This window comes from Jejudonia soesokkakensis (assembly GCF_042664795.1).
Lineage (GTDB): Bacteria > Bacteroidota > Bacteroidia > Flavobacteriales > Flavobacteriaceae > Jejudonia > Jejudonia soesokkakensis.
The window spans coordinates 85,263-108,197 of sequence record NZ_JBHTBN010000007.1 but is presented as its reverse complement, the minus strand read 5'-3'; the positions used below and the strand labels follow the sequence as shown (position 1 = coordinate 108,197).

24 protein-coding genes are annotated in these 22,935 nt (G+C 36.5%); 18 read left to right on the top strand and 6 right to left on the bottom strand.

Annotated elements, in window-relative coordinates; genetic code table 11:
• Positions 1-1,428 (bottom strand): chromosomal replication initiator protein DnaA, encoded by a 1,428-nt coding sequence (gene dnaA, locus ACFQO1_RS12835; protein WP_380218563.1) that lies wholly within the window; start codon positions 1,426-1,428, stop codon positions 1-3.
• Positions 1,429-1,635: 207 nt separating this feature from the next.
• On the opposite strand from dnaA, the gene ACFQO1_RS12830 reads away from it, so the two are divergent.
• The gene (locus ACFQO1_RS12830; protein ID WP_380218562.1) at positions 1,636-2,031 is read left to right on the top strand and encodes an acyl-CoA thioesterase; all 396 of its coding nucleotides are present in this window, start codon (positions 1,636-1,638) and stop codon (positions 2,029-2,031) included.
• Positions 2,032-2,047: 16 nt separating this feature from the next.
• Here ACFQO1_RS12830 and ACFQO1_RS12825 read toward each other — a convergent pair whose 3' ends face one another.
• Genes ACFQO1_RS12825 through ribD form a run of 3 tightly spaced genes read right to left on the bottom strand, consistent with a single transcriptional unit; the run spans position 2,048 to position 4,576 of the window.
• Positions 2,048-2,662 (bottom strand): IMPACT family protein, encoded by a 615-nt coding sequence (locus tag ACFQO1_RS12825; protein ID WP_380218561.1) that lies wholly within the window; start codon positions 2,660-2,662, stop codon positions 2,048-2,050.
• Positions 2,652-3,530: an EamA family transporter gene (locus ACFQO1_RS12820; protein WP_380218559.1), complete on the bottom strand. Its 879-nt coding sequence runs from the start codon at positions 3,528-3,530 to the stop codon at positions 2,652-2,654. Before ACFQO1_RS12820 ends, ACFQO1_RS12825 begins: the two co-directional genes overlap by 11 nt.
• A complete protein-coding gene (gene ribD, locus ACFQO1_RS12815; protein WP_380218558.1) occupies positions 3,527-4,576 on the bottom strand; it encodes a bifunctional diaminohydroxyphosphoribosylaminopyrimidine deaminase/5-amino-6-(5-phosphoribosylamino)uracil reductase RibD in 1,050 nt (349 codons plus the stop codon). The genes ACFQO1_RS12820 and ribD overlap by 4 nt, the downstream gene beginning before the upstream one ends.
• A gap of 27 nt (positions 4,577-4,603) precedes the next feature.
• On the opposite strand from ribD, the gene ACFQO1_RS12810 reads away from it, so the two are divergent.
• From ACFQO1_RS12810 to ACFQO1_RS12730, 17 genes are all read left to right on the top strand, one after another.
• Positions 4,604-5,092, top strand: coding sequence for a GNAT family N-acetyltransferase (locus ACFQO1_RS12810; protein ID WP_380218557.1), 489 nt, complete (start codon positions 4,604-4,606; stop codon positions 5,090-5,092).
• Positions 5,089-5,952 (top strand): peptide chain release factor N(5)-glutamine methyltransferase, encoded by an 864-nt coding sequence (gene prmC, locus ACFQO1_RS12805; protein ID WP_380218556.1) that lies wholly within the window; start codon positions 5,089-5,091, stop codon positions 5,950-5,952. Before ACFQO1_RS12810 ends, prmC begins: the two co-directional genes overlap by 4 nt.
• Complete coding sequence (locus ACFQO1_RS12800; RefSeq protein ID WP_380218555.1) at positions 5,936-6,526, top strand: LOG family protein; 591 nt, start codon at positions 5,936-5,938, stop codon at positions 6,524-6,526. Before prmC ends, ACFQO1_RS12800 begins: the two co-directional genes overlap by 17 nt.
• A 101-nt stretch (positions 6,527-6,627) precedes the next feature.
• Positions 6,628-8,658 carry an NAD-dependent DNA ligase LigA gene (gene ligA, locus ACFQO1_RS12795; RefSeq protein ID WP_380218554.1) on the top strand — a complete coding sequence of 677 codons (2,031 nt, stop codon included), beginning with the start codon at positions 6,628-6,630 and terminating at the stop codon, positions 8,656-8,658.
• Between the two features lie 70 nt (positions 8,659-8,728).
• Positions 8,729-9,253, top strand: a complete 525-nt coding sequence (locus ACFQO1_RS12790; RefSeq protein ID WP_380218553.1) for a DUF6913 domain-containing protein — start codon at positions 8,729-8,731, stop codon at positions 9,251-9,253.
• 22 nt (positions 9,254-9,275) lie between these two features.
• The gene (dapA, locus tag ACFQO1_RS12785) at positions 9,276-10,157 is read left to right on the top strand and encodes a 4-hydroxy-tetrahydrodipicolinate synthase (protein WP_380218552.1); all 882 of its coding nucleotides are present in this window, start codon (positions 9,276-9,278) and stop codon (positions 10,155-10,157) included.
• A 129-nt stretch (positions 10,158-10,286) separates the two neighbouring features.
• The gene (locus ACFQO1_RS12780) at positions 10,287-11,102 is read left to right on the top strand and encodes an outer membrane protein assembly factor BamD (protein WP_380218550.1); all 816 of its coding nucleotides are present in this window, start codon (positions 10,287-10,289) and stop codon (positions 11,100-11,102) included.
• A gap of 9 nt (positions 11,103-11,111) precedes the next feature.
• A complete protein-coding gene (locus ACFQO1_RS12775) occupies positions 11,112-11,447 on the top strand; it encodes a DNA-directed RNA polymerase subunit omega (protein WP_380218549.1) in 336 nt (111 codons plus the stop codon).
• Between the two features lie 3 nt (positions 11,448-11,450).
• On the top strand, positions 11,451-12,662 hold the full coding sequence (gene coaBC / locus ACFQO1_RS12770; protein WP_380218548.1) for a bifunctional phosphopantothenoylcysteine decarboxylase/phosphopantothenate--cysteine ligase CoaBC: 1,212 nt from the start codon (positions 11,451-11,453) through the stop codon (positions 12,660-12,662).
• Entirely contained in the window at positions 12,655-13,545 is an 891-nt protein-coding gene (gene porD, locus ACFQO1_RS12765; protein WP_380218547.1) for a type IX secretion system protein PorD, read from the top strand. The genes coaBC and porD overlap by 8 nt, the downstream gene beginning before the upstream one ends.
• 68 nt (positions 13,546-13,613) lie before the next feature.
• Positions 13,614-15,266 carry a DNA repair protein RecN gene (gene recN / locus ACFQO1_RS12760; RefSeq protein WP_380218546.1) on the top strand — a complete coding sequence of 551 codons (1,653 nt, stop codon included), beginning with the start codon at positions 13,614-13,616 and terminating at the stop codon, positions 15,264-15,266.
• Between the two features lie 35 nt (positions 15,267-15,301).
• Positions 15,302-16,117, top strand: coding sequence for an enoyl-ACP reductase FabI (locus ACFQO1_RS12755; RefSeq protein WP_380218545.1), 816 nt, complete (start codon positions 15,302-15,304; stop codon positions 16,115-16,117).
• Between the two features lie 75 nt (positions 16,118-16,192).
• Positions 16,193-17,194, top strand: a complete 1,002-nt coding sequence (locus tag ACFQO1_RS12750; RefSeq protein ID WP_380218544.1) for a glycosyltransferase family 2 protein — start codon at positions 16,193-16,195, stop codon at positions 17,192-17,194.
• A 22-nt stretch (positions 17,195-17,216) separates the two neighbouring features.
• Positions 17,217-18,164, top strand: a complete 948-nt coding sequence (locus ACFQO1_RS12745; protein ID WP_380218542.1) for a CdaR family protein — start codon at positions 17,217-17,219, stop codon at positions 18,162-18,164.
• Positions 18,161-18,742: a dephospho-CoA kinase gene (coaE, locus tag ACFQO1_RS12740; RefSeq protein WP_380218541.1), complete on the top strand. Its 582-nt coding sequence runs from the start codon at positions 18,161-18,163 to the stop codon at positions 18,740-18,742. The genes ACFQO1_RS12745 and coaE overlap by 4 nt, the downstream gene beginning before the upstream one ends.
• Before the next feature lie 79 nt (positions 18,743-18,821).
• The gene (locus tag ACFQO1_RS12735) at positions 18,822-20,384 is read left to right on the top strand and encodes a sensor histidine kinase (RefSeq protein WP_380218540.1); all 1,563 of its coding nucleotides are present in this window, start codon (positions 18,822-18,824) and stop codon (positions 20,382-20,384) included.
• Positions 20,385-20,387: 3 nt separating this feature from the next.
• A complete protein-coding gene (locus tag ACFQO1_RS12730) occupies positions 20,388-21,104 on the top strand; it encodes a response regulator transcription factor (RefSeq protein WP_380218539.1) in 717 nt (238 codons plus the stop codon).
• Between the two features lie 34 nt (positions 21,105-21,138).
• Here the strand turns inward: ACFQO1_RS12730 and miaA are convergent, their stop codons facing one another.
• Positions 21,139-22,101 (bottom strand): tRNA (adenosine(37)-N6)-dimethylallyltransferase MiaA, encoded by a 963-nt coding sequence (gene miaA / locus ACFQO1_RS12725; protein ID WP_380218538.1) that lies wholly within the window; start codon positions 22,099-22,101, stop codon positions 21,139-21,141.
• The gene (locus tag ACFQO1_RS12720; RefSeq protein ID WP_380218537.1) at positions 22,046-22,912 is read right to left on the bottom strand and encodes an ion transporter; all 867 of its coding nucleotides are present in this window, start codon (positions 22,910-22,912) and stop codon (positions 22,046-22,048) included. The genes miaA and ACFQO1_RS12720 overlap by 56 nt, the downstream gene beginning before the upstream one ends.
• Positions 22,913-22,935 lie beyond the last annotated feature (23 nt).

Sequence of the window (22,935 nt, the reverse complement as noted above, 5' to 3'; positions counted from 1 at the left end):
TTAAAGCGTCAATTTTTTCTGAAGATCCTCTACATACTTTCTAAATTGTTTATCTGTACTAGAAAGGTTGTCAACTGTTTTACAAGCATGAAGCACGGTAGCATGATCTCTCTGGCCAATTTGTGAGCCAATGGATGCAAGGGATGCTTTGGTAAACTTTTTAGCAAAGAACATCGCCAATTGCCTTGCCTGTACAATATGCCTTTTTCGGGTTTTAGATTGCAGAGTGTCTACATCCATTTGGAAATATTCACTTACTACTTTCTGAATGTAGTCTATAGAAACTTCACGTTTGGTATGCTTCACATAGTTATCAACTATATTTTTAGCAAGATCTATCGTGATGTCTTTTTTATTGAAAGAACTATGCGCAATTAAAGATATAATGGCTCCTTCCAGTTCTCTAATATTGGTCTTAATATTATTTGCTAGAAATTCTATAATATCTTCAGGCATTTCAACACCATCTCGATACAGTTTGTTTTTTATAATGGCAACACGAGTATCGTAATCGGGATGGTTTAATTCTGCTGAAAGTCCCCACTTAAATCTTGATAGGAGTCGTTGCTCAATATCAATCATATCGACAGGCGCCTTATCACTTGTTAAGATAACTTGCTTGCCGTTTTGGTGTAAGTGATTGAATATGTGGAAGAATACATCCTGAGTACCTGCTTTACCTGAAAGCAACTGAATGTCATCTACAATAAGAACATCGATGATCTGATAGAAATGTATAAAATCATTTCTGTTATTCTTTTTTACACTTTCAATATATTGTTGTGTAAATTTTTCAGCAGAAATATATAAAACAGTTTTTTCTGGGTACTTATCTTTAATATCAACACCAATAGCATGCGCTAAGTGAGTTTTTCCCAGTCCTACGCCTCCAAACACCAATAATGGATTAAAAGAGGTGCCACCTGGCTTATTTGCCACCGCTAAACCAGCCGATCGTGCTAAACGATTTGACTCACCTTCAAGAAAATTCTCAAAATTATAATTAGGGTTTAATTGTGACTCAATTTTTACATTTCGAATTCCTGGAATGACAAACGGATTTTTAAGTTCCGGACTTTTATTCTTTAGAGGGACATCGACATCCTGAGATTTTACCTGACTTCGGTTTGAGCTAGGTATTTTTTCGGTAAATGGTTGCTTGTTACCGTAGGTGTTTTCCATTTTAATCACATACACCAATTTTGCTGTAGTACCCAACTCTTTGGTCAAAGCAACTTTTAAAAGTTTTACATAGTGTTCTTCCAGCCATTCATAGAAAAATTTACTGGGAACTTGTATGCTTAAAGCGTTTTCTGCAAGTTTTACTGCTTTTATAGGTTCGAACCAAGTTTTATAAGCTTGAGAGGTAATATTGTCTTCTATGAAAGAAAGACAGTTATTCCAAACCGATTGCGCAGTTTTACTCATAGTTGTTAGTTGTTGTTTTTTGATTATACTTGGTGGTTGAAATAAGATAGAAAGAGAAATTTCCGTGTGATTATCCAACGGTACAAATATGTGAACAATTAATTGAAAAAAAAAATGGTTTGGCTATTGAATTTGTAGTTTTTTTTTCGCATACTCAATATGCTTTTTTTGATTAACGAAAAGGGTACTTTTTTAAACAAAAAATATTTGAAAGAAAATACGATACAATTACGAGTGCGATATGGTGAAACGGATCAAATGGGTGTTGTTTACCATGCCAATTATGCACATTATTTAGAGCAAGGAAGAACCGAATGGCTCCGTGAAATGGGCATTTCTTATAAATGGATGGAAGAAAATAACACACAACTTCCCGTGGTTAATCTTACGATCGATTATAAAAAACCTGCACGGTATGATGATGTCATTTCAGTGAAAACAGTCTTAAGGAAAATTCCTACAGTCAAGATCGAATTTGACTATGAAATTCGTAATGAAAAAGATGAACTTTTGGTAACTGCTTCAACCACATTGGTTTTTATAAATAGTAGCACAAAAAAGCTTACAAAAGCACCTGATTATTTATTAGAAAAATTAATTTAAAAACAAGATCTCTTAATTATTTTTTTCTTTTGATAGCTACTTTATAGGTATTTGTAAATATTTCAAAAACTCGCTGTGCTTCTTTTTTTCGTACTGAAATTTCTATCTGGCAGGTCAGCTCCAAAATTTGATTGGTAATTTTTAAATTTTCATCTTTAATAATGCGCATCACTGTATTCATTTCTGGATATTCAAATGTAAGTATGAATTCTTTGTCGATGGTTCGCTTAACAATCTTGGAAGCTTCTAAAGCTAACTGAGCTGAGGTTTTATAGGCTTGGATGAGTCCGCCCACGCCTAGTTTTGTTCCGCCAAAATACCGAACAGAAACCACTAATACATTTGTCACATCAAAGGCCTGTAGTTGTCCGTAGATTGGCATACCTGCACTATTAGAAGGTTCTCCGTCATCATTAGCTCTGTAGTTATCATAATTTTTTCCCAGTTGCCAGGCATAGCAAAAATGTCTTGCGGTGTGGTGTTGTTTCTTCAGTTGTTCGAGATAGTATTTTACATCATCTTCAGAAGTTACGGGAAATGCATACCCATAAAATTTACTGCCTTTTTCTTTAAATAGCGTTTCAGCAGATGGTTTTGTAATGGTTTTATAGGTGTCTTTTTCAGAAGTCATACGCCGCTAAAAATATAAATGCAATGCTAAGAACTGCCAATGCGATGCCTATCCAGTTCTTCGGAATTAATTTTTCTTTAAACAAAAGTATGCCAAGAACTGTAGAGAGTAACACAATAGCAACATTATTAATGGTAAACACACCAGAACTTTCTAATAATCCGCCACGCAATGCCTTCACTAAAAAGTAGATGGAGAAATAGTTAGGAATTCCCAAGGCGATCCCGCCAAGTATGTTTTTAAACTCAAACGTAAATTTTCCTTGAACGGCTTGTATTGTTAGCACAAGTACTCCTATAGTAAAGGCTGCAGAAAATATGGTCGAAGAAAATACAGGAACATCGGTTTCGGCAACAAAACTGTCCTCCAAAAATTTAATAGAAGTATCTATAACTCCACTTCCAAGAAAGACAAGAACAGGAAATACCAGATTTTTCGGCTGAATGGCAATTCCATCTTTAGATTTGATAGAGGCCAGATAAACGGCTGCAAGTGCCAGAACTATTCCTATAATCTTAAAGATCCCTATGCTTTCCTTATAATATATTAAACCAAATATAATAGGGATGATCAAACTCATTTTAGTGGCTACCGAAACTACCGAAAGTCCCGAACGTTGTGTCGTTATGGCCATAAGGTTAAAAACGATGATAAATAGCGCTCCCAACCCTAAGGTATAATAAAACCAATCTTGCTGCGGAATTTCACTCAAGGAAACCGAACCTTTATAGGCTATCATTCCACAAAGGCAGGCCACAAAATAATTGACCACAATAGCGTGTAGCGTATTTATTTTAAATGTTGCAAACAGTTTAAATACTACAAAAATGATAGTAGACGCTAAAATGCTTAGGAGTAAATAGATCAAGAGTTGTTGTTTTTATAGTATTGAAGAGTGTCGGTTTGTATGTTTTCTTCGGAAAGCAATGTGCCTTCAAAGACAGGTGCCTTGACTCCATTGGTAAAAGTAGTTTTTCCAGTGAAAATAATTGCCTCGTCCCATATAGAAGCATCTATAAATTGCTGAAGCATCTTCGTGCCGCCTTCAACAATCAAACTCTGAATATCATATTTGTATAAAACCTCACAGATTTGAAGGGGTAAAGCTTCGGAAAAATCGACAGTTTCAAAATATATATTTTCTGTACTACCTCTTGCTTTTTCAGAAATAAAAATAGTGGGTGCAGATTGATCATACACCGAAGCAGTTTCAGCAATTTTTAAGGCTCTGTCAATGACCACTCGAATAGGTGACGTGCCTTTCCAGTTGCGAGTGGTTAAGCTTGGGTTGTCTTCTAGTACGGTATTTGTACCTACTAATATAGCTTGCTCTTGAGAACGCATTTTATGAACCAACTGCCGTGAGTATTCGTTGGTAATCCAAACAGGTTCTTTTTTTTCTTTGGTTAAAGGAGCGATAAAGCCGTTGGCGGTCTGCGCCCATTTTAAAAAGATAAACGGCCGTTTTTTATTCTGAAAGGTGAAAAACCGCTTGTTGAGGGCGTCACATTCAGTTTCTAATACACCTACAATGACTTCACAGCCAGCCTCCAACAATTTTTTAATGCCGCGTCCAGCTACTTTCGGATTTGGATCTGTGCTGCCCACAACCACTTTTTTTATCCCTTTTTCAATAATAAGATCGGCACAAGGAGGTGTTTTTCCAAAATGACTACAAGGCTCCAGGCTTACATACATGGTTGCTTCTAAAAGGTTATCACTTTCAGAAGTGCTAACACTTGCCATTGCATTGACTTCGGCATGGGGAAGTCCTGCTTGATAATGCCAGCCTTCGCCAATAATTTTATCATTGTACACTAGTACACTTCCTACTAACGGATTTGGATAGGTAGTTCCTAATCCATTTTTTGCGAGCTGAATACAGCGTGACATGTATTTTTCATGTATTTTCACACCTCAAAAATACAGCTTAAATGTGACATGAGTACGTATACGATTAGACCCATTCAGAAAAATGATAACGAGCAAATAGCCAGAGTGATACGTAGTGTATTGATCGAGCATAATGTCCCAAAGGTAGGGACCGCTTATGCAGATACAGCACTCGATTGTATGTTTGAAGCCTATGCTACAGAGCGTGCAGTCTACTTTGTAGTCGAAGAAAATAAAACACTTATTGGAGGTGCAGGGATTGCTCAGTTGGCTAATTACGACGGAAACGTATGCGAACTGCAAAAAATGTATTACATGCCTCAAGCCAGAGGACGCGGGATTGGTCATGAAATGATCTCAAAGTGTTTAGAAGCAGCTACAAGTTTTGGCTTTGAAAAATGCTATCTGGAAACCATGACCTATATGGAAGCGGCTCAAAAATTATATAAAAAGCACGGATTTGAATATCTCGATGGCCCTATGGGAGACACGGGTCATTGTGCCTGTCCTGTGCAGATGCTGAAAGAGCTCTCATGAAAATTAAAGAATTACGAAACCAATTTAATAAGGAGCTCGAAGGGTTATATCCCGTCGAGGAGATTCAGTCGTTTTTTGGGATTCTTTCTGAAAGGATTCTGAAACTTACACGTTATGAAACTTCTGTAAAGGCAGAAGAGGAACTTGCGGCAGAAAGTGGGCAACAGTTTGAAAATGCAATCTCCCAGCTAAAGCAATACAAACCCATTCAGTATATTATTGGTCAAACAGAATTTTATGGACTGCCCTTTACAGTAACAAAAGATACCCTTATTCCACGCCCGGAAACCGAAGAATTAGTAGAATGGATTCTATCACAATACACTAATCACAATTCAAGTTTCACGATTGTAGACATCGGTACCGGCTCTGGTTGTATCGCAGTTTCGCTGGCAAAACACCTTAAGGAAGCCTCTGTTTCTGCTATAGATATTTCAAAGGAAGCATTGAAAGTCGCATCAGAAAATGCAGTATTGAATAACGTTGAGGTCAATTTTCTTCAAAAAGATATTTTACTGGCAGAAAATCTGCCGGTATCCTATGACATTATCGTTTCCAACCCGCCCTACGTTCGCGAACTGGAAAAAGAAAAGATGCAAAAAAATGTATTGGATTACGAACCAGAACAAGCATTGTTTGTAAGTGACAAAGACCCGCTTGTATTTTACAGAAAGATTGCACGCTTGGCAAAAAAGCATTTGAAGCCTAATGGATTTCTTTTCTTCGAGATTAATGAGTATCTTGGAGAAGCTATGAAACAGATGTTAATCACCGAAGGTTTTTCAGAACTTGAATTAAAAAAAGATATCTTCGGAAAGGACCGAATGTTAAAATGTACATCTAATGACTCAACTTTCTAAGATATGTGTGTTCTGCGGAAGCAGTAGCGGAAATGACCCTCAGATTGAAGCAGATGCTTTCAAACTTGCAACGCTTTTTGCCGAAAGAGATATCACCTTGGTGTACGGCGCTGCAAAAATTGGAGTGATGGGAACTCTTGCCAAAACAGTCCTTGACGCTAACGGAAGCGTAATAGGGATCATTCCTCAATTTTTAAAGAAAAAAGAGGTGGTGCATTTGGGTTTGACAGAACTTATTACCACTCAGAATATGCATGAGCGTAAATTACAAATGCAAGAAATAAGTGATGGATTTATTGCGCTTCCTGGAGGTTTTGGAACGTTAGAAGAGCTTTTTGAAATTATTACCTGGCTTCAGTTGGGGCTTCATAGCAAACCTATTGGTCTTTTAAATAGTAACGGATTTTATGACGACCTTATCGCCATGTTGGAAACCATGGTTAAAAAAGGGTTTGTTTCAATGAATAATTATGAATTACTACTCGTAGATACTTCCGTAGAAAATTTGCTTCAAAAGATGGAAGATTTTAAGCCCCCTCAATTACCAAAATGGCTAAAGCCAGAGAGAACTTAAAGAGTTTATTGTCCCTTTTTATTTAGAGATTTAGAAAATCTAAAATACTAACTTACTAATATACCAAGATACTCATCTCCACTTTTTCTATCTTTGTTTTTATGACAACTGAAGAAAAAATTAAGCATCTCCGCAAGGAACTCCGTGACCATAATTATAACTATTATGTGCTGGATAATCCTACCATATCCGATTTCGATTTCGATACAAAACTGAAGGATCTTCAAGCGCTTGAAGCTGCGCATCCCGAATTTTATGATGCTAATTCACCAAGTCTTCGGGTGGGTGGAGCCATCACTAAAAATTTTGAAACGGTGGCGCATACCTATAGAATGTATTCTTTGGATAACAGTTATTCCAAAGAAGACCTTGAAGACTGGGAAAAACGAATAAAAAAAATGGTCGATGGGGAAGTCCAGTATAGTTGTGAGTTAAAGTATGATGGAGCTTCTATGAGCCTCACCTATCAAAACGGAAGTTTGCTTAGAGCGGTAACAAGAGGTGACGGATTTCAGGGGGATGATGTGACTGCGAACATAAAAACGATTAAATCAGTACCGCTTCAACTAAAAGGCGATTATCCACCAGAATTCGAAATTCGAGGAGAAATTGTGCTGCCTTTTGAAGGATTTGTAAAAATGAATGCTGAAAGAGTAGCGGAAGGCGAGGAGCCGTATAGGAATCCTCGAAACACAGCCTCTGGGAGTCTAAAATTGCAAGATAGTGCTGAGGTGGCCAAACGACCTTTAGAGTGTTTGTTGTATAGTTTGGTGGGGAATAAGTTGCCTGTCAAAACACAAATGGAAGCGCTAGAAAAGGCAAAAGCATGGGGATTTAAAGTTCCTGAGATTGCGAAGCTTGCTAAGAATATTGATGAGGTGCTGGCCTTTGTGAATTACTGGGATACTCATCGGCATGATTTACCTTATGAAACCGATGGTGTGGTGATTAAAGTGAATAATTTACAACAGCAAGAAGAATTAGGATATACTGCCAAAGCTCCCCGATGGGCAATGGCGTATAAATTTAAAGCCGAACAGGTATCCACAAAACTAAATGAAATCACATATCAGGTAGGACGTACAGGGGCTATTACACCTGTAGCTAATCTCGAGGCTGTGGAGTTGGCTGGAACCATAGTAAAACGTGCTTCATTGCATAATGCAGATCAGATAGCAAAGCTGGACATACGCGAGGGTGACACGGTGTTTGTGGAAAAAGGAGGAGAAATCATTCCAAAGATCATTGGTGTAGATTTTACTGAAAGAGACCCAAACTCAGAAGCAACTCAGTACATCACACACTGTCCCGAATGTCACACGACTCTTATCCGAACTGAAGGGGAAGCACAACATTATTGTCCAAACACTGCCGGGTGCCCACCACAAATCATAGGACGTATCCAGCATTATATTTCGCGAAAAGCTCTAGATATTGAAGGGCTGGGAGGTGAAACCGTCGCTCTGTTGGTCACGAATGGATTGATCCATAACTATGCAGATTTATATACATTGAAAGTGGAAAATTTACTACCACTTGAACGTATGGCGCAGAAAAGCGCCGAAAATTTGGTTGCTGGAGTGGAAGCTTCAAAAAATATTCCTTTTGAACGAGTTTTGTTTGGGTTAGGGATTCGATATGTAGGAGAAACGGTTGCCAAAAAACTAGCAAAACATTTTAAGACAATTGATGCCTTGATGAATGCTTCGGTAGAAGAATTGGTTTTAGTAGATGAAATTGGAATAAGTATTGCAGAAAGTGTGGTTGCATTTTTTGCTACGGAAAAAGAAGATTTATTTTCAAATCCTTCCGAAGGAGAAAACAATAGACAGATTATAGAAAGATTACGGTCTTATGGCGTTCAGTTAGAAATTTCCGCAGAGAAATTGGCACATCAGACCGACAAGCTACAGGGAAATACCTTTGTCGTTTCAGGGGTATTTGCGAAAGTTTCCAGAACAGAGCTTAAAAAATTAATTGAGGATAACGGCGGGAAGGTTTCGGGAAGTATTTCTGGAAAAACTTCGTATGTGGTCGCAGGTGAGAATATGGGTCCGAGTAAGTTAGCCAAAGCCGAATCACTTGGAATTCCTATCATTTCTGAAGATGTTTTTCTTGGAATGATCGCCTAAGATAAATTGGGTGTAAACCTTTCAGTAATATAAACCTTCAACGTATTTTTGCGAGGACAACTAAATAAACATGTTTCAAACCTTTAAACAGCGTTCTTTTGAAAAGACGATGGCAAGCGAAATAGCTAAACGTGATTGCTCTCAGATCAATTCTGAAATGCATACGTTGGGTTTTTTGGTAAATGAAGATACGTTTAAGGAACTAGATGCGTTATTAGAATCCTATGCGTATTTTGGATTGCAGCCAAAGGATGTAAAGGTATTTACTTTTGTAACATACAGTAAAAAAGCACCGTCTTTACGGCAGAATCAAGTAAGTAATAAAGACTTTAGTTGGAAGGGAGTTATCACCAATAAAAATGCAGTAGAGTTTTTGGACGCTACGTTTGATGTGTTAGTAGGGTATTACACTAATGAGCATCGGTATTTGGATATGATGATGGCAAAAAGCAAAGCGAAGTTCAAAGTGGGCGTGTCGAAAGCGAATCCAGATTTATATGATTTGCTGATTGATGTGTCTCTGGATGACTTCGGAAAATTTAAAACGGAATTAAAAAAATACCTAACCGTTTTAGGGAAATTAAAAAACAAGTAAAAACCGATTACAAAAAATTTCTATGAAAGCATTAATAGGTACAGGCGTTGCATTGATCACTCCTTTTACAAAGGATCTTGAGGTTGATGTAGACGGATTAAAACGAGTGGTGGATTTTAATATCGAAAATGGTATTGATTATTTAGTGGTATTGGGAACTACGGGTGAAAGTGCGACACTTTCTTCCGAAGAAAAGGAACTGGTTGTCAATACTGTTATTAAGGCAAACAATGGACGCTTGCCACTGGTTTTAGGTATTGGAGGAAACAATACTACAGCCATAATTGAAGAGATTAAATCACGGGATTTGTCAGCTTTTACAGCAATACTTTCGGTGTCGCCAATGTACAATAAGCCCTCGCAGGAAGGTATTTATCAACATTTTGCTGCGATTGCGAAAGCTTCAGAAAAACCAATTATTTTGTATAACGTACCGGGAAGAACAGCTTCCAACATGTTGCCAGAAACTGTAATACGATTAGCAAACGATTTTGACACTATTGTTGCGATAAAGGAAGCTGCAGGAGATATGGTACAGGCAATGCGATTGATTGATGGTTGTCCTGAAGAGTTCTTAGTAATTTCTGGTGATGATATGATTGCCTTGCCTATGATTTTGGCGGGTGGTGCTGGAGTTATTTCTGTAATTGGACAAGGTCTTCCTGCAGATTTCTCCGAAATGGTACGACAAGGACTGGCTAAAAATGTTGCAAACGCTTATGATTTGCATTATAAAATTGCGCCTTCGATCGATTATATTTTTGCTGAAGGAAATCCGTCTGGAATTAAATGCATGTTGCATCAATTGAAACTTTGTGATGCTTCGGTTAGACTGCCTTTGGTAGGAGTAAGTAAACCGCTTCAAGAAAAAATAGTGCGGTATCTTGATATCCACCAACCTTAAAAAAACCACTGGATATTTTTAGAAATAAAATTAATCTATAAACCCCACGTTGTAAAAGACTTGCTTATTCATAATAAGTTTTAATAGTAACGGATAATTTACTACTTTTGCACGATGTTTTTTACAACTATGAAAACTAAAATTTTAATCCTTTTTTGCAGTGTTATTTTATTTGCTTCTTGTAGCCAATACCAACGAGTATTAAATGGTGACGACACGAGCAGGAAATATGCTATGGCAGACTCGTTATACAATGCAGGGAAGTATAAAAAAAGCTTGCAGTTAATGGAGCAGATAGTGCCTGCGTATCGCGGTAAAGCTCAGGCGCAACGCTTGATGTTCATTTATGCGAATTCATTTTATCTGTTAGAGGATTATTACTTGGCAGGGTATCAGTTTGAGCGATTTGAACAAACCTATCCTACCAGTGATAGTGTTGAAGTTGCAGCCTATCGTTCTGCTAGAAGTTTTTACGAGCTATCACCACGCTATTCATTAGATCAAAAAGATACCTACACGGGGCTTGAGAAGCTTCAGAAGTTTATCAATAAATATCCAGAATCTGAAAAAAGAATTGAAGCAAATGCTTTGGTAAAAGAGCTTCGTGAAAAACTGGAGAAAAAGGATATTGAGATTGCAAATCAGCACTTAAGAACGGCACAAACCTTTGGTAGTTACAAGCCTGCGATCGAATCCTATGATAATTTTATTACAGACCACCCGGGATCTATTTATAGAAAAGATGCCTTTTTTGGAAGATTTAATGCAGCATATCAACAGGCAATTAATAGTTTACCATCGTTGGTAAATCAACGATTACTTTCAGCCAAAGAATTTTACAATAGTTTTAATAAGTATTATAGCGATAGCGACTTAAAAGATGAGGCAGATGCTATTTTACAAGATATCAATAACAGATTAGAAGTTTCAGAACCTACAAGTTAATACATACATATGAGCGATATTAAGAACAGCGACGCACCTATCAATACAACTACGATTGATAAGAATTTAGTAGATGCACCTACAAACAATATTTACGAGGCGATCTCTATAATTTCTAAAAGAGCAAACCAGATTAATGGAGACATTAAAAAGGAGTTATTAGAAAAATTAGACGAATTTGCAACGTATAACGATAGTCTTGAAGAGATTTTCGAAAACAAAGAACAAATTGAAGTGTCTAAGTTTTACGAAAAATTGCCAAAACCACATGCTTTGGCTGTACAGGAATGGTTAGAGGAGAAGATCTACTTTCGCAATACAGCAGAGGACGAATTAGACCAATAAAAAATGTCAATTTTAAGCGGTAAAAATATATTACTGGGTGTTACAGCCGGTATTGCTGCTTATAAATCTGCTTTTTTAGTTCGGCTACTAGTTAAAAAGGGAGCCAATGTTAAGGTAGTAATGACACCTTCGGCTACCGAATTTGTAACCCCACTTACGCTTTCTACGCTTTCAAAGAATGAAGTGTTTTCATCATTTACCGATGAAGAAAATAATAATGCCCAATGGAATAACCATGTTGAGTTAGGCCTTTGGGCAGATTTTTTTATAATCGCCCCAGCCACTGCCAATACCCTCTCAAAAATGGCACATGGTGCCTCCGACAACTTATTACTTGCGACCTATCTTTCGGCAAAGTGCCCTGTGTATTACGCTCCAGCTATGGATTTGGATATGTATAAGCATCCCAGTACGAATGCTACTTTTTCTACGTTGAATTCCTTCGGAAACATTCAAATTCCAGCCGAATCTGGCGAACTTGCCAGTGGCTTAGTTGGACAAGGCAGAATGGCCGAACCAGAAACTATTGTGGCTTTTTTAGAACAAGATATTTTAAAACAACTGCCTTTACGCGGAAAGAAGGTTTTAATTACTGCAGGCCCTACTTTTGAAGCAATTGATCCAGTACGGTTTATTGGAAACCACTCCAGTGGAAAAATGGGTTTTGCTATTGCTGAAGCCGCAGCCAATCTTGGTGCTGAGGTGACGCTCATTACAGGACCTGTAGGTCTACAGCTTGAGCACAGTTTTGTAACCTTGATAAAGATAACTTCTGCACAGGAAATGTATGATGCGGCTCATAAAAATTTTGAATCCTGTGATATTGCAATTCTAAGTGCAGCTGTAGCAGACTACAAGCCAGTAAATGTTGCCGACCAAAAAATAAAGAAGAAGGATGAAAATTTATCACTTCAACTTACTAAAACAAAAGATATACTAGCTTCTTTGGGAGCTATCAAAAAACATCAATATCTGGTTGGCTTTGCATTAGAAACTGAAAACGAAGTAGAAAATGCAAAAACGAAGCTCAAAAAAAAGAATTTAGATTTAATTGTGTTAAATTCGCTAAACGATAAGGGAGCAGGGTTTAAAGGCGATACCAATAAAATTACCTTAATTGGGAAGGACAATAAAACCATCCCTTTTAAAGTTAAACCTAAGACTGAAGTCGCCAAAGATATTTTAGAACACATTATTAAACATATTCATGCGTAAATTTTTACTTTTCTTCGCGTTATTGACGATCACAACTACACTAAAAGCTCAGGAGCTTAATGCTACTGTAACAGTAGATGCCAGCCAAACAGCCGTTCCAGATTTACAAGTATTTAGAACATTACAGCGACAGTTAACCGAATTTATTAGCACCACGCGTTGGACCAACAGAGAATACAAAAACCAAGAACGTATTGATTGTAACTTTTCGATTATTATTTCAGAGTACAATTCAGATTTATTTACAGCAACCTTACAGGTTCAGGCTTCGAGACCCGTCTTTAATTCTACCTACGATACTCCTATATACAACTATAATGACAAGCAATTTTCTTTTGATTATGTAGAGTTTCAGCCTTTAAATTTTAATTTAAATTCGTTCGATTCTAACTTAATGTCTGTTATAGCTTTCCATGTGTATACGATCATTGGTCTTGATTCGAGTACTTTTGAATTAAATGGAGGCGATCCTTATTTTGAAACTGCAAAACAAATTGTTAATACTGCAGCGTCTAGTAATTTTTTAGGCTGGAAAGCGAATGATAGCAGACCTTCCCGATTCAGTTTTAATGATGATCTACTATCAAGTGTGTACCGGCAATTCCATGACGTAATGTACAATTATCATAGGCTAGGTCTCGATCTAATGAGCGTAGATGCAAAGATTGCTAAAAATAGTCTCAAAAAATCTTTAAGTGACCTAAGGCGAATTAACGATAGACGCCCTAATTCTTTTTTGCTTAGAACGTTCTTTGATGCAAAAGCGCAGGAAATTCAGAATATTTTTAGCGGAGGTCCTAGTGTCGATATCGCAAAGCTCGTAGATGACTTAAATAGAATGGCACCTACCAAAAGAGACAATTGGAGCGAAATTAAGTTCTAAATAACACTTCTTTTTACTTGCAGAAGTTGTAAAAGCCTATTACATTAGAACAACCATTAAACTGCAATTTGATTACATTTCTTTCCATAAAAAATTATGCCCTTATAGAAGACATACGTGTCGATCTTAACGCTGGCATGACTATAATTACCGGTGAAACAGGGGCGGGAAAATCAATTTTGCTGGGTGCATTATCATTGCTTTTAGGGAAAAGGGCAGACATTAGTAGTGTGAAAGACGCTTCTAAAAAATGCATCATTGAAGCAGAATTCTCATTAGGAGGCTATCAGCTGGAATCAATTTTTGCTGAAAATGATTTGGATTATGAAAGTGATACGATTGTTCGGCGTGAAATTCTTCCTAGCGGAAAGTCACGCGCATTTGTTAACGATACGCCAGTTTCTGTTGCGCAACTGCAAGCACTGGGAATCCATCTTGTAGATATTCATAGTCAGCATGAAACGCTTGCGTTAACAGATACGGCATATCAAATGGAAGTTGTAGATGCACTGGCAGGAAATAAATTGCTTTTACAGGAGTATAGTACTCAGTGGCGTAATTTTTTAAAGGCTTCGGAAAGACTTTCCGCATTAAAAAATCAGAAAGCTGAAGCTACCAAAGAACTTGATTTCAATACTTTTTTACATACCGAACTTACTGAAGCAAATCTAAAAGGAACCGACCAGGAAGCCTTGGAGGAAACCTACGAGCAACTTACCAATGCCGAAGAAATTACAGAAACATTATCACAGGTAGCGCAACTTTTATCTGAAGACCAAATAGGAACGCTTCAAACCTCCAAAGAAGCGAGGCAGTCTTTAGGGAAACTTCGAACCTATTCTAAGCAATTTGAGGAATTGTGGGAGCGAATCAATAGTGTGATCATTGAATTGGAGGACATAGAATCTTCGGTTGAAACAGTTGCCGAAACTATGGAGGCAGACCCAAAAGAAATTGCGGTATTGAACGAAAAATTACAAACCTTGTATACGCTTCAGAAAAAGCATAATGTTGCTACTGTTGAGGAGTTGCTTGAGATAGAAGCCCGTTTGTCTGAAAAAATAGAGGTGACATTGCATATTGATTCAGAGATAGAGAAACTGGAGAAAGAGGTCGCTTCAGAAAAAGAAAAAACACGTACTACCGGAAAAAAAATAGAGGAGTCCCGAGCGATAGCGATTCCGAAGTTAAAGCAACAATTGGAAACTATTCTGGGCGAACTGGGATTGCCAAACGCACGATTTCAATTTGATTTAAAACCTTCAGAAACTTTCAGAAAGAACGGTATTAATGATCTTGAGTTACTGTTTACTGCCAATAAAGGTTTGGCTTTTGGTTCGTTGAAAAAAGTGGCTTCAGGAGGTGAAATGAGTCGTATCATGCTTGCAGTAAAAGCAGTATTGTCGCGCTATAAAAAATTGCCAACTATTATTTTTGATGAGATTGATACTGGAGTTTCAGGAGAAATAGCTCATAAAATGGCAGAAATTATGAGTGAGATGAGTGCAACTATGCAACTTCTAAGTATTACGCATTTGCCGCAAATTGCTGCCAAAGGAGAACATCATTTAAAAATTTATAAGGAAGATGTCAACGAAGCTACGCAAACCAGATTACAAACTTTAAACGAAGAACAGCGTATTGTGGAGATTGCTCAAATGATTGGTGGTAAAAACGTGAGTGATGCAGCAATTGCAAACGCGAAAGAATTACTCAATTAGTGTATCTTTGTGGTATAAATCAAAACAATCAAACTATGTCATATAACTTACTGAAAGGAAAACGAGGTATTATTTTTGGAGCTTTAGATGAAAATTCGATCGCTTGGAAAACTGCAGAACGAGTGCATGAAGAAGGAGGGACATTTGTATTGACAAACGCTCCTATAGCAATGAGAATGGGACAGATCAATCAGTTAGCAGAAAAAACAGGTTCTCAAATTATCCCTGCAGATGCTACCAATCTGGAGGATCTCGAAAACCTTGTAGATAAAGCGACAGAGATCTTAGGAGGAAAACTTGATTTTGTACTACATTCTATTGGCATGTCTGTTAATGTACGTAAAGGAAAGGCCTACACTGATCAAAATTACGACTGGACGCATAAGGGTTGGGACGTTTCGGCGGTGTCGTTTCATAAAACGATGCAAACCTTGTATAAAAAGGATGCTATGAATGAATGGGGAAGTATTGTAGCGTTAACCTATATGGCAGCGCAGCGAGTATTTCCAGATTACAATGATATGGCAGATAATAAAGCCTATTTGGAGTCGATTGCAAGAAGTTTTGGTTATTTCTTCGGAAAAGATAAAAAAGTACGAGTAAATACGATTTCACAATCACCAACCCCTACTACGGCTGGTCAAGGTGTTAAGGGATTTGACGGCTTTATTGCGTATGCAGAAAAAATGTCGCCACTTGGAAACGCAACCGCAATAGACTGTGCAAATTATACAGTTACCTTGTTTAGTGATTTAACAAAAAGAGTAACGCTTCAGAATTTATTTAACGACGGTGGTTTTTCTAACATGGGAGTTAGCAATGAGGTGATTGATTATTTTACTGAAGAATAACTGCAAAAATTTAGATGAAAGGCTCCTCCTGATAATATTCGTGAGGAGCTTTTTCTTTATTCCTATATTCGCAATATGAAGTTGTCCTACTCTTTTATTATTCCTGTTTTTAACAGGCCTGAAGAAACCAGAGAGCTATTGGAAAGTTTTACCAAGATGCAATTTGAGGGTGATTTCGAAATTGTGATTGTTGAAGACGGCTCTTCGGAACGTTCACAAACGGTTGTCGAAAATTTTAAAGACAGATTAAACATTTCGTATTACTTCAAGGAAAATTCTGGACCAGGAGACTCCCGAAACTTCGGAATGAAAAAAGCAAAAGGAAACTATTTTATCATTTTGGACAGTGATTGTTTACTGCCGCCACATTATTTGCAAACTGTAGATGCGTTTTTATCTGAAACTTTTGTGGATTGTTTTGGAGGTGCAGATGCTGCTCATGAAAGTTTTACAGCTCTTCAAAAGGCGATCAATTATGTTATGACTTCTTTTTTAACCACCGGAGGCATTCGTGGAAGTAAGAATAGTGTTTCAAAATTTGAGCCCCGTAGTTTTAATATGGGAATTTCAAAAGAGGCCTTTATAAAGACTAAAGGTTTTGGTAAAATACATCCGGGTGAAGATCCAGATTTATCACAACGTATTAGAAAAGCAGGCTTTCGCACAACATTTATTGAAAATGCGTATGTATATCATAAACGAAGAATTTCGTGGAGAAAATTTTATACTCAAGTGAGAAAATTTGGATTGGTACGACCTATTTTAAATAGCTGGCATCCAGAAGCTGCTAAAATAACTTATTGGTTGCCCTCTCTCTTTGTGTTCTATTGTTTTTTATCTGTGGTAGTAATGATAGCAGGATTTCCTCTATTTTATATTTTATTGCTAGTTTACATTGGTATCTTATATATTCATTCTTCTATTGTAAATTGGAATCCGTTGATAGGTTTTCTTTCGATCTTTGCGATGTTTGTACAGTTTTTTGGATATGGGCTTGCCTTCTTACACTCAATTTTTTATATAAATTTACTGAAGAAAGACCCTAAGAAACAATTTCCAGAGTTATTTTTTAAGTAATTTTAGTTTCAGAACAAAGCAAATGAATCCACCTTCCAGAAAATACAAACAAACGAAACTTAGGACATTCTTTTTCTTCCTGTTACTTGCTGTTGTTTTTTGGATCCTTACTATTTTTTCGAAAGAATATGAAGCCACAGTTCAGGCTAAGGTCGTCTATTCAAATTTACCTCAAGCAGTGTTGCTCGCAGATGATAACATGAAATCATTTTCATTTGATTTAGCCGCCAACGGATTTGAATTTTTATCTTATAAATTAAATGAACCTGTTATTACGTTCAATATTACCGAATATTACAGCGAAGGAAATGAGCAAATCGTCATCTCAAAAGAACAGCTAACACGATTGGTCACGGCCCAATTGGAGAAAAATCTTTCGGTAAAAAACCTTTCAATAAACGAGTTAAAAATTAATCTACACATCATCCAGGTGAAGAAAGTACCTGTTATTGCCATCAAAGAGATTACCTACAAAGAAGGATATAAATCGGTAAAACCAATGGAGGTAATTCCAGACTCTGTAGCATTGTTTGGTTCTAGAGAATTGTTAGAGACAATTGACTCTATAGCTACCGCGAAAATACGTTTAGAAAATTTAGAGAATAGCAGTAAGGGAACAATTGGATTGCAACTACCCAACGTAGATGGCTTAACAGTAGATCCAAAAGAAGTTGCATTTAAAATTAAGGTGGAAGAGTTCACTCAAAAACAATTGTTATTACCAATTAACAGAATTAATTTCCCTCCTGGGCAAACCATAAAACTATTGCCAAAAACTGCTACGGTAACTTTTAATGTATCGTTGAGTGATTTTAATAAAATAACAAAAGAGGATTTTGAATTGGTTTGTGATTTTTCAGAAAGAAATAAAGAAGGAAATTTTATCATACCGAAGCTGGTGAAAAGACCAGAACAAATCAGGGATGTTGAATTGGATACAAAAAAAGTAGATTTCTTAATAGTAAAATGAAAATTGTAGGACTTACGGGTGGTATTGGAAGTGGGAAAACTACTGTGGCTGCTATGTTTTCTGAATTAGGAGTGCCTGTTTACATTGCAGATATTGAAGCCCGGGCACTTACCAATAGGTCTAAAGTTATTAAACGAAAAATAATAGAACTTTTAGGAAACAAAAGCTTTAAAGATCAAGAGCTGGACCGTGATTATGTGGCGGGTATTGTTTTTAAGGATTCGGAAAAGCTAGAAGCTCTAAATTCAATTATCCACCCAAGAGTAGCACGTCATTTTAAAAAATGGGTTGCTAAACAAGATGGCGAATATTGCATAAAAGAAGCTGCTATTTTATTTGAAAACGGAGGCTATAAGCAATGCGATGCGACCATTTTAGTAACTGCTCCTGAAGAAATTCGTATAACGAGAGTTTTGCAAAGAGATACCACTACCAAACAGGCGATACAAGAACGAATGAATGCGCAATGGACCGATGCAAAAAAAATAAAACTTGCTACTTATTGCATCGAAAATATAAATTTAGAAGCCACTCAAAAAGAAGTAAAAAAAATACACAAAAAGCTCTCTTTAGCCTAATAAATCTGCAACATTTCATTTTGTTAACATTTGGTTAAACCTAGGCTTGCCTAAATGTTAAAATCTTACTTTTGGGGACATGAACAAAAAGCTATTCATCTTGCTAATTGCATTGATGTCCCTATCGTTGCTAGGGATTATTTTTGTTCAAGGGTATTGGATCTCAAACTCCTACAAAACAAAAGAAGATCAATTCAATTTTAACGTAAAACAAGTTTTAATTGAAGTTGCAAAACAAGTTCAATTTAGAGAAGCAGAAGACTACTACAATGTGTATAGCGGACTTGCAGACAGTGTTGAAAAGCCTGATAATATTGCTATTAGTGAATTGATTTATAGTACGCGGGATGACAATACCAATGAAACAATAATTTTTTCAGATGGAATTTTAGCTGAAGATTACAAAATATCTTCAAATCTATTGGATTATGAAACAGATAGTTTTCAGTTTAAAAAAATAACCAACAAGAAAACCACCCGAAAGATAAAAAAAGGAATCGATGAAGAGGGAGATACCGAAGTGATTACTGAAAGCTTCAGAAGGTTAGAAGATCATGAGAGAAATCAGTTTGAAGATTTTTTTAAAAATATAGCCGCCAAGCAACCCATACATAAACGGGTGACTACAGAAGAAATTGACTCTTATTTAAAAGAACAACTAAAAAGCAGAGACGTAAAATCGACCTATTCTTTTGCTATTTTCAGTAACGGGTTGGCGACAAAAGTTCGGTCTAAAAATTTTAAACTCGATCCAGGGTCAACGTATGAAGTACCCTTGTTTGTCAATGACGAATTAAATACAAGCTATCAACTGTATGTAAATTTTTCAGAAAAGGAAAAAGATGTATTGAATTCTATTTTGGGAATGGCTGTTTTATCACTGGTTTTTACAGGAGTGATCGTAATTGCTTTTGCCAATGCATTATCTCAAATCTTTAGACAACGACAGATTTCACAAATAAAAAGTGACTTTATCAATAACATGACGCATGAATTTAAAACACCTATTGCAACGATAAATCTTGCTTTAGATGCTTTAAAAAATCCTAAAGTGAAAGACAATCAAGAATTTCTTTCGCGTTACTTGGGAATGATCAGGGATGAAAATAAACGAATGCATGCTCAAGTAGAAAATGTACTACGTATTTCAAAACTGGAGAAAAATGAATTGGATTTACCAAAAGAACGAATAAAACTTCACGACGTAGTAGAAGATGCAATTTCACATGTAAGTCTAATTGTAGAAGATAAAGGCGGTTATGTTAAAACGCATTTTGGAGCATTAAAATCTTCTGTACTAGGAAATGAATCACACTTGACCAATGTAATTGTAAATTTATTGGACAATGCAATTAAATACAGTGAAGACTCCCCTAAAATCGATGTTTTTACAGAAAATGCAAAGAATGCTATTTTTGTAAAAATTCGTGACCAAGGTATTGGTATGAGTAAGGCTGTTCAGAAAAAAATATTTGAAAAGTTTTACAGAGAACACACGGGAGACATTCACAATGTAAAAGGGCACGGCTTAGGCTTAGCGTACGTTAAAAGAATATTAGATGATCACGACGCACAAATTTATGTGGAAAGTGATAAAGACAAAGGAAGCACATTTATAATTAAACTACACTTAATATCTTAAATTATGGAAACTGAAAACAAAAAAATTCTCTTAGTAGAAGACGATCCAAACTTTGGAACAGTACTAAAAGACTATTTAGCAATGAACGACTATGATGTCACTCACGCTAAAAACGGAATGGAAGGCTTTGAAAAGTTTAAAAAAGACGACTATGATCTTTGTATCTTAGACGTTATGATGCCTTATAAAGATGGCTTTACCTTAGCGAAAGAGATTCGTGAAAAAAACGAAGAAGTGCCTATCATTTTCTTAACTGCTAAGGCGATGAAAGAAGATGTTTTAAAAGGGTATAAAGTAGGAGCAGACGACTATTTAAATAAGCCGTTTGATAGTGAAGTTCTCCTAATGAAAATTAAAGCCATCATACAGAGAAAAGCCACAGATTCTATTGCAGACAGCAAACAATTTGAGTTTGAAGTGGGTAATTTCTTTTTAAATTCTAAGTTACGCTTCTTAACCTATAAGAAAGAAGATCCTATAAAACTATCTCCAAAAGAAAACGAGTTATTACGATTGCTTGCACTTCATAAAAATGATTTGATGCCTCGTGAACTGGCACTGACAAAAATATGGAGAGATGACAACTACTTTACTTCAAGAAGTATGGATGTTTACATCGCTAAGCTTCGTAAATACTTAGGAAAAGATGATGGAGTTGAAATTATCAATATTCATGGAGAAGGTTTCCGTCTTGTCGTAAAAGATGAAGTAGACAACTAATTTTAAGAGTAGTTTAATTAGTAGAAACACCCTTTTATAGGGTGTTTTTTGCTTTAATTTGAGTGATTACTTCGGAAACATGTACGGGAAAATCAATCCAATGAATGGCTTCGTTTTTTCGCAGCCAGGTTAATTGCCGCTTGGCAAATCTTCGGGTGTTTTTTTTGATTTCTGAAACTGCTTCAGCTAGTGAAAATGCTCCATCAAAATATTGAAATAATTCCCTGTAGCCTACTGTTTGCAACGCATTTAGATCTCTATGTTCGTAAAGCTTTTCAGCTTCGTTTAGTAATCCATGATCCATCATAATATCTACCCGTTGGTTGATACGGTCATAGATAATTTTACGATCTGCACGAATTCCAATATATATAGTATTAAAATTACGTGCTGCAGGTTTTGACCTTATATAAGTAGAGTAGGGATTACCAGTAGTTCTATATATTTCGAGAGCACGCGTAATACGTCTGGGATTTTGAAAATCGATGGTTTTATAGTATGTAGGGTCTACTTTTTCAAGTTCTTTCTGAAGTGCCTCCAATCCGTTTTCTTCAAGTTCTTTGGTAAGTTGATTTCTTATTTCTGAAGGTACTTCAGGAAAAGTATCCAATCCCTTTACAACCGCATCGACATATAATCCCGATCCACCCACCATAACAGCAACATCCTTTTTTTTAAATAGAGTATCTAATGTTTGTAATGCATCTCTTTCAAAATCTCCTACCGAATAATTTTCGGTAATCGAGATCTGCTGAATAAAGTGATGAGGTACCAATGCTAATTCTTCTACAGAAGGTACGGCAGTTCCTATATTCATCTCCTGAAAAAACTGGCGTGAGTCTGCCGAAACAATTTCCGTAGAAAAAGCACGGGCAATTTCAATAGCGAGAGCAGTTTTGCCTATCGCGGTAGGGCCTACAACACAAATTAATAATGGTTTTTTAGAACTCATCAGGATGTAAAGATTCTCCACATCTATGGCAGTATTCTGAGTCATCTCTATGTTTAGAAGATCCGCAATTTCTACAGCTCTGACTGTTTACATGCACATATTCCTTATCATCTATGGTAATTTTATCCTTGGGTTTGTTCGCATTTGCATATTCTGCACTTACAATGCCTGTGGGTACCGCTATAATTCCATATCCCATAATCATAATGACGGCAGCAATAAACTGTCCCAATGGCGTAACCGGAGCGATATCTCCAAAACCAACTGTGGTTAATGTTACAATACACCAATAAACACTCACAGGAATACTAACAAACCCACTTTCTTCACCTTCTACAATATACATAAGAGTACCAGCGATAATTGATATAATAAGTACCGCAAAAAGAAATACAAAGATTTTTGGGCGGCTATCATTTAAAGCCTTTCGTAGCTTATTCGATTCCCCAATGTAACGAGTAATCTTTAAAATTCTAAAGACACGTAACAGACGCAAGGCCCTTACCGTTAGTAAAAAGTTACTGCCCACTAAAATAAATGACAGATACAATGGGATTGTTGAAAGAAAATCAATTATTCCATAAAAACTAAAAATATATTTAGATGGTTTTTTTACAGTAATGACTCTAGCAATATATTCGAATGTAAAAAAAATGGTAATCACCCATTCTCCATAATAAAGGAGATCATAGACCACTTCTGGTTGCCCCCTTATGCTTTCTATCATGACAAAAATGACACTCAATAGAATGAGGACAAGCAGCATTACGTCAAATAATTTTCCAGCTGGAGTATCTGCTTCGTAGATAATCTGATGCAGTTTTTTACGCCATGAACTTTTTGAAGTTGCTTCCATTTCCTAAATGTACTAAGTTTATG

What these genes read in the sequence shown, in the direction of transcription:
- prmC (WP_380218556.1), top strand. Translation starts at nt 5,089, where the DNA reads ATGAAAATTAAAGAATTACGAAACCAATTTAATAAGGAGCTCGAAGGG.
- ACFQO1_RS12750 (WP_380218544.1), top strand. Translation starts at nt 16,193, where the DNA reads ATGAAGTTGTCCTACTCTTTTATTATTCCTGTTTTTAACAGGCCTGAA.
- ACFQO1_RS12780 (WP_380218550.1), top strand. Translation starts at nt 10,287, where the DNA reads ATGAAAACTAAAATTTTAATCCTTTTTTGCAGTGTTATTTTATTTGCT.
- ACFQO1_RS12735 (WP_380218540.1), top strand. Translation starts at nt 18,822, where the DNA reads ATGAACAAAAAGCTATTCATCTTGCTAATTGCATTGATGTCCCTATCG.
- dnaA (WP_380218563.1), bottom strand. Translation starts at nt 1,428, where the DNA reads ATGAGTAAAACTGCGCAATCGGTTTGGAATAACTGTCTTTCTTTCATA.
- ACFQO1_RS12825 (WP_380218561.1), bottom strand. Translation starts at nt 2,662, where the DNA reads ATGACTTCTGAAAAAGACACCTATAAAACCATTACAAAACCATCTGCT.
- ACFQO1_RS12775 (WP_380218549.1), top strand. Translation starts at nt 11,112, where the DNA reads ATGAGCGATATTAAGAACAGCGACGCACCTATCAATACAACTACGATT.
- porD (WP_380218547.1), top strand. Translation starts at nt 12,655, where the DNA reads ATGCGTAAATTTTTACTTTTCTTCGCGTTATTGACGATCACAACTACA.
- coaE (WP_380218541.1), top strand. Translation starts at nt 18,161, where the DNA reads ATGAAAATTGTAGGACTTACGGGTGGTATTGGAAGTGGGAAAACTACT.
- ACFQO1_RS12800 (WP_380218555.1), top strand. Translation starts at nt 5,936, where the DNA reads ATGACTCAACTTTCTAAGATATGTGTGTTCTGCGGAAGCAGTAGCGGA.
- ACFQO1_RS12810 (WP_380218557.1), top strand. Translation starts at nt 4,604, where the DNA reads ATGAGTACGTATACGATTAGACCCATTCAGAAAAATGATAACGAGCAA.
- ACFQO1_RS12790 (WP_380218553.1), top strand. Translation starts at nt 8,729, where the DNA reads ATGTTTCAAACCTTTAAACAGCGTTCTTTTGAAAAGACGATGGCAAGC.
- miaA (WP_380218538.1), bottom strand. Translation starts at nt 22,101, where the DNA reads ATGACTCAGAATACTGCCATAGATGTGGAGAATCTTTACATCCTGATG.
- ACFQO1_RS12755 (WP_380218545.1), top strand. Translation starts at nt 15,302, where the DNA reads ATGTCATATAACTTACTGAAAGGAAAACGAGGTATTATTTTTGGAGCT.
- dapA (WP_380218552.1), top strand. Translation starts at nt 9,276, where the DNA reads ATGAAAGCATTAATAGGTACAGGCGTTGCATTGATCACTCCTTTTACA.
- ACFQO1_RS12720 (WP_380218537.1), bottom strand. Translation starts at nt 22,912, where the DNA reads ATGGAAGCAACTTCAAAAAGTTCATGGCGTAAAAAACTGCATCAGATT.
- ACFQO1_RS12730 (WP_380218539.1), top strand. Translation starts at nt 20,388, where the DNA reads ATGGAAACTGAAAACAAAAAAATTCTCTTAGTAGAAGACGATCCAAAC.
- ligA (WP_380218554.1), top strand. Translation starts at nt 6,628, where the DNA reads ATGACAACTGAAGAAAAAATTAAGCATCTCCGCAAGGAACTCCGTGAC.
- ACFQO1_RS12745 (WP_380218542.1), top strand. Translation starts at nt 17,217, where the DNA reads ATGAATCCACCTTCCAGAAAATACAAACAAACGAAACTTAGGACATTC.
- coaBC (WP_380218548.1), top strand. Translation starts at nt 11,451, where the DNA reads ATGTCAATTTTAAGCGGTAAAAATATATTACTGGGTGTTACAGCCGGT.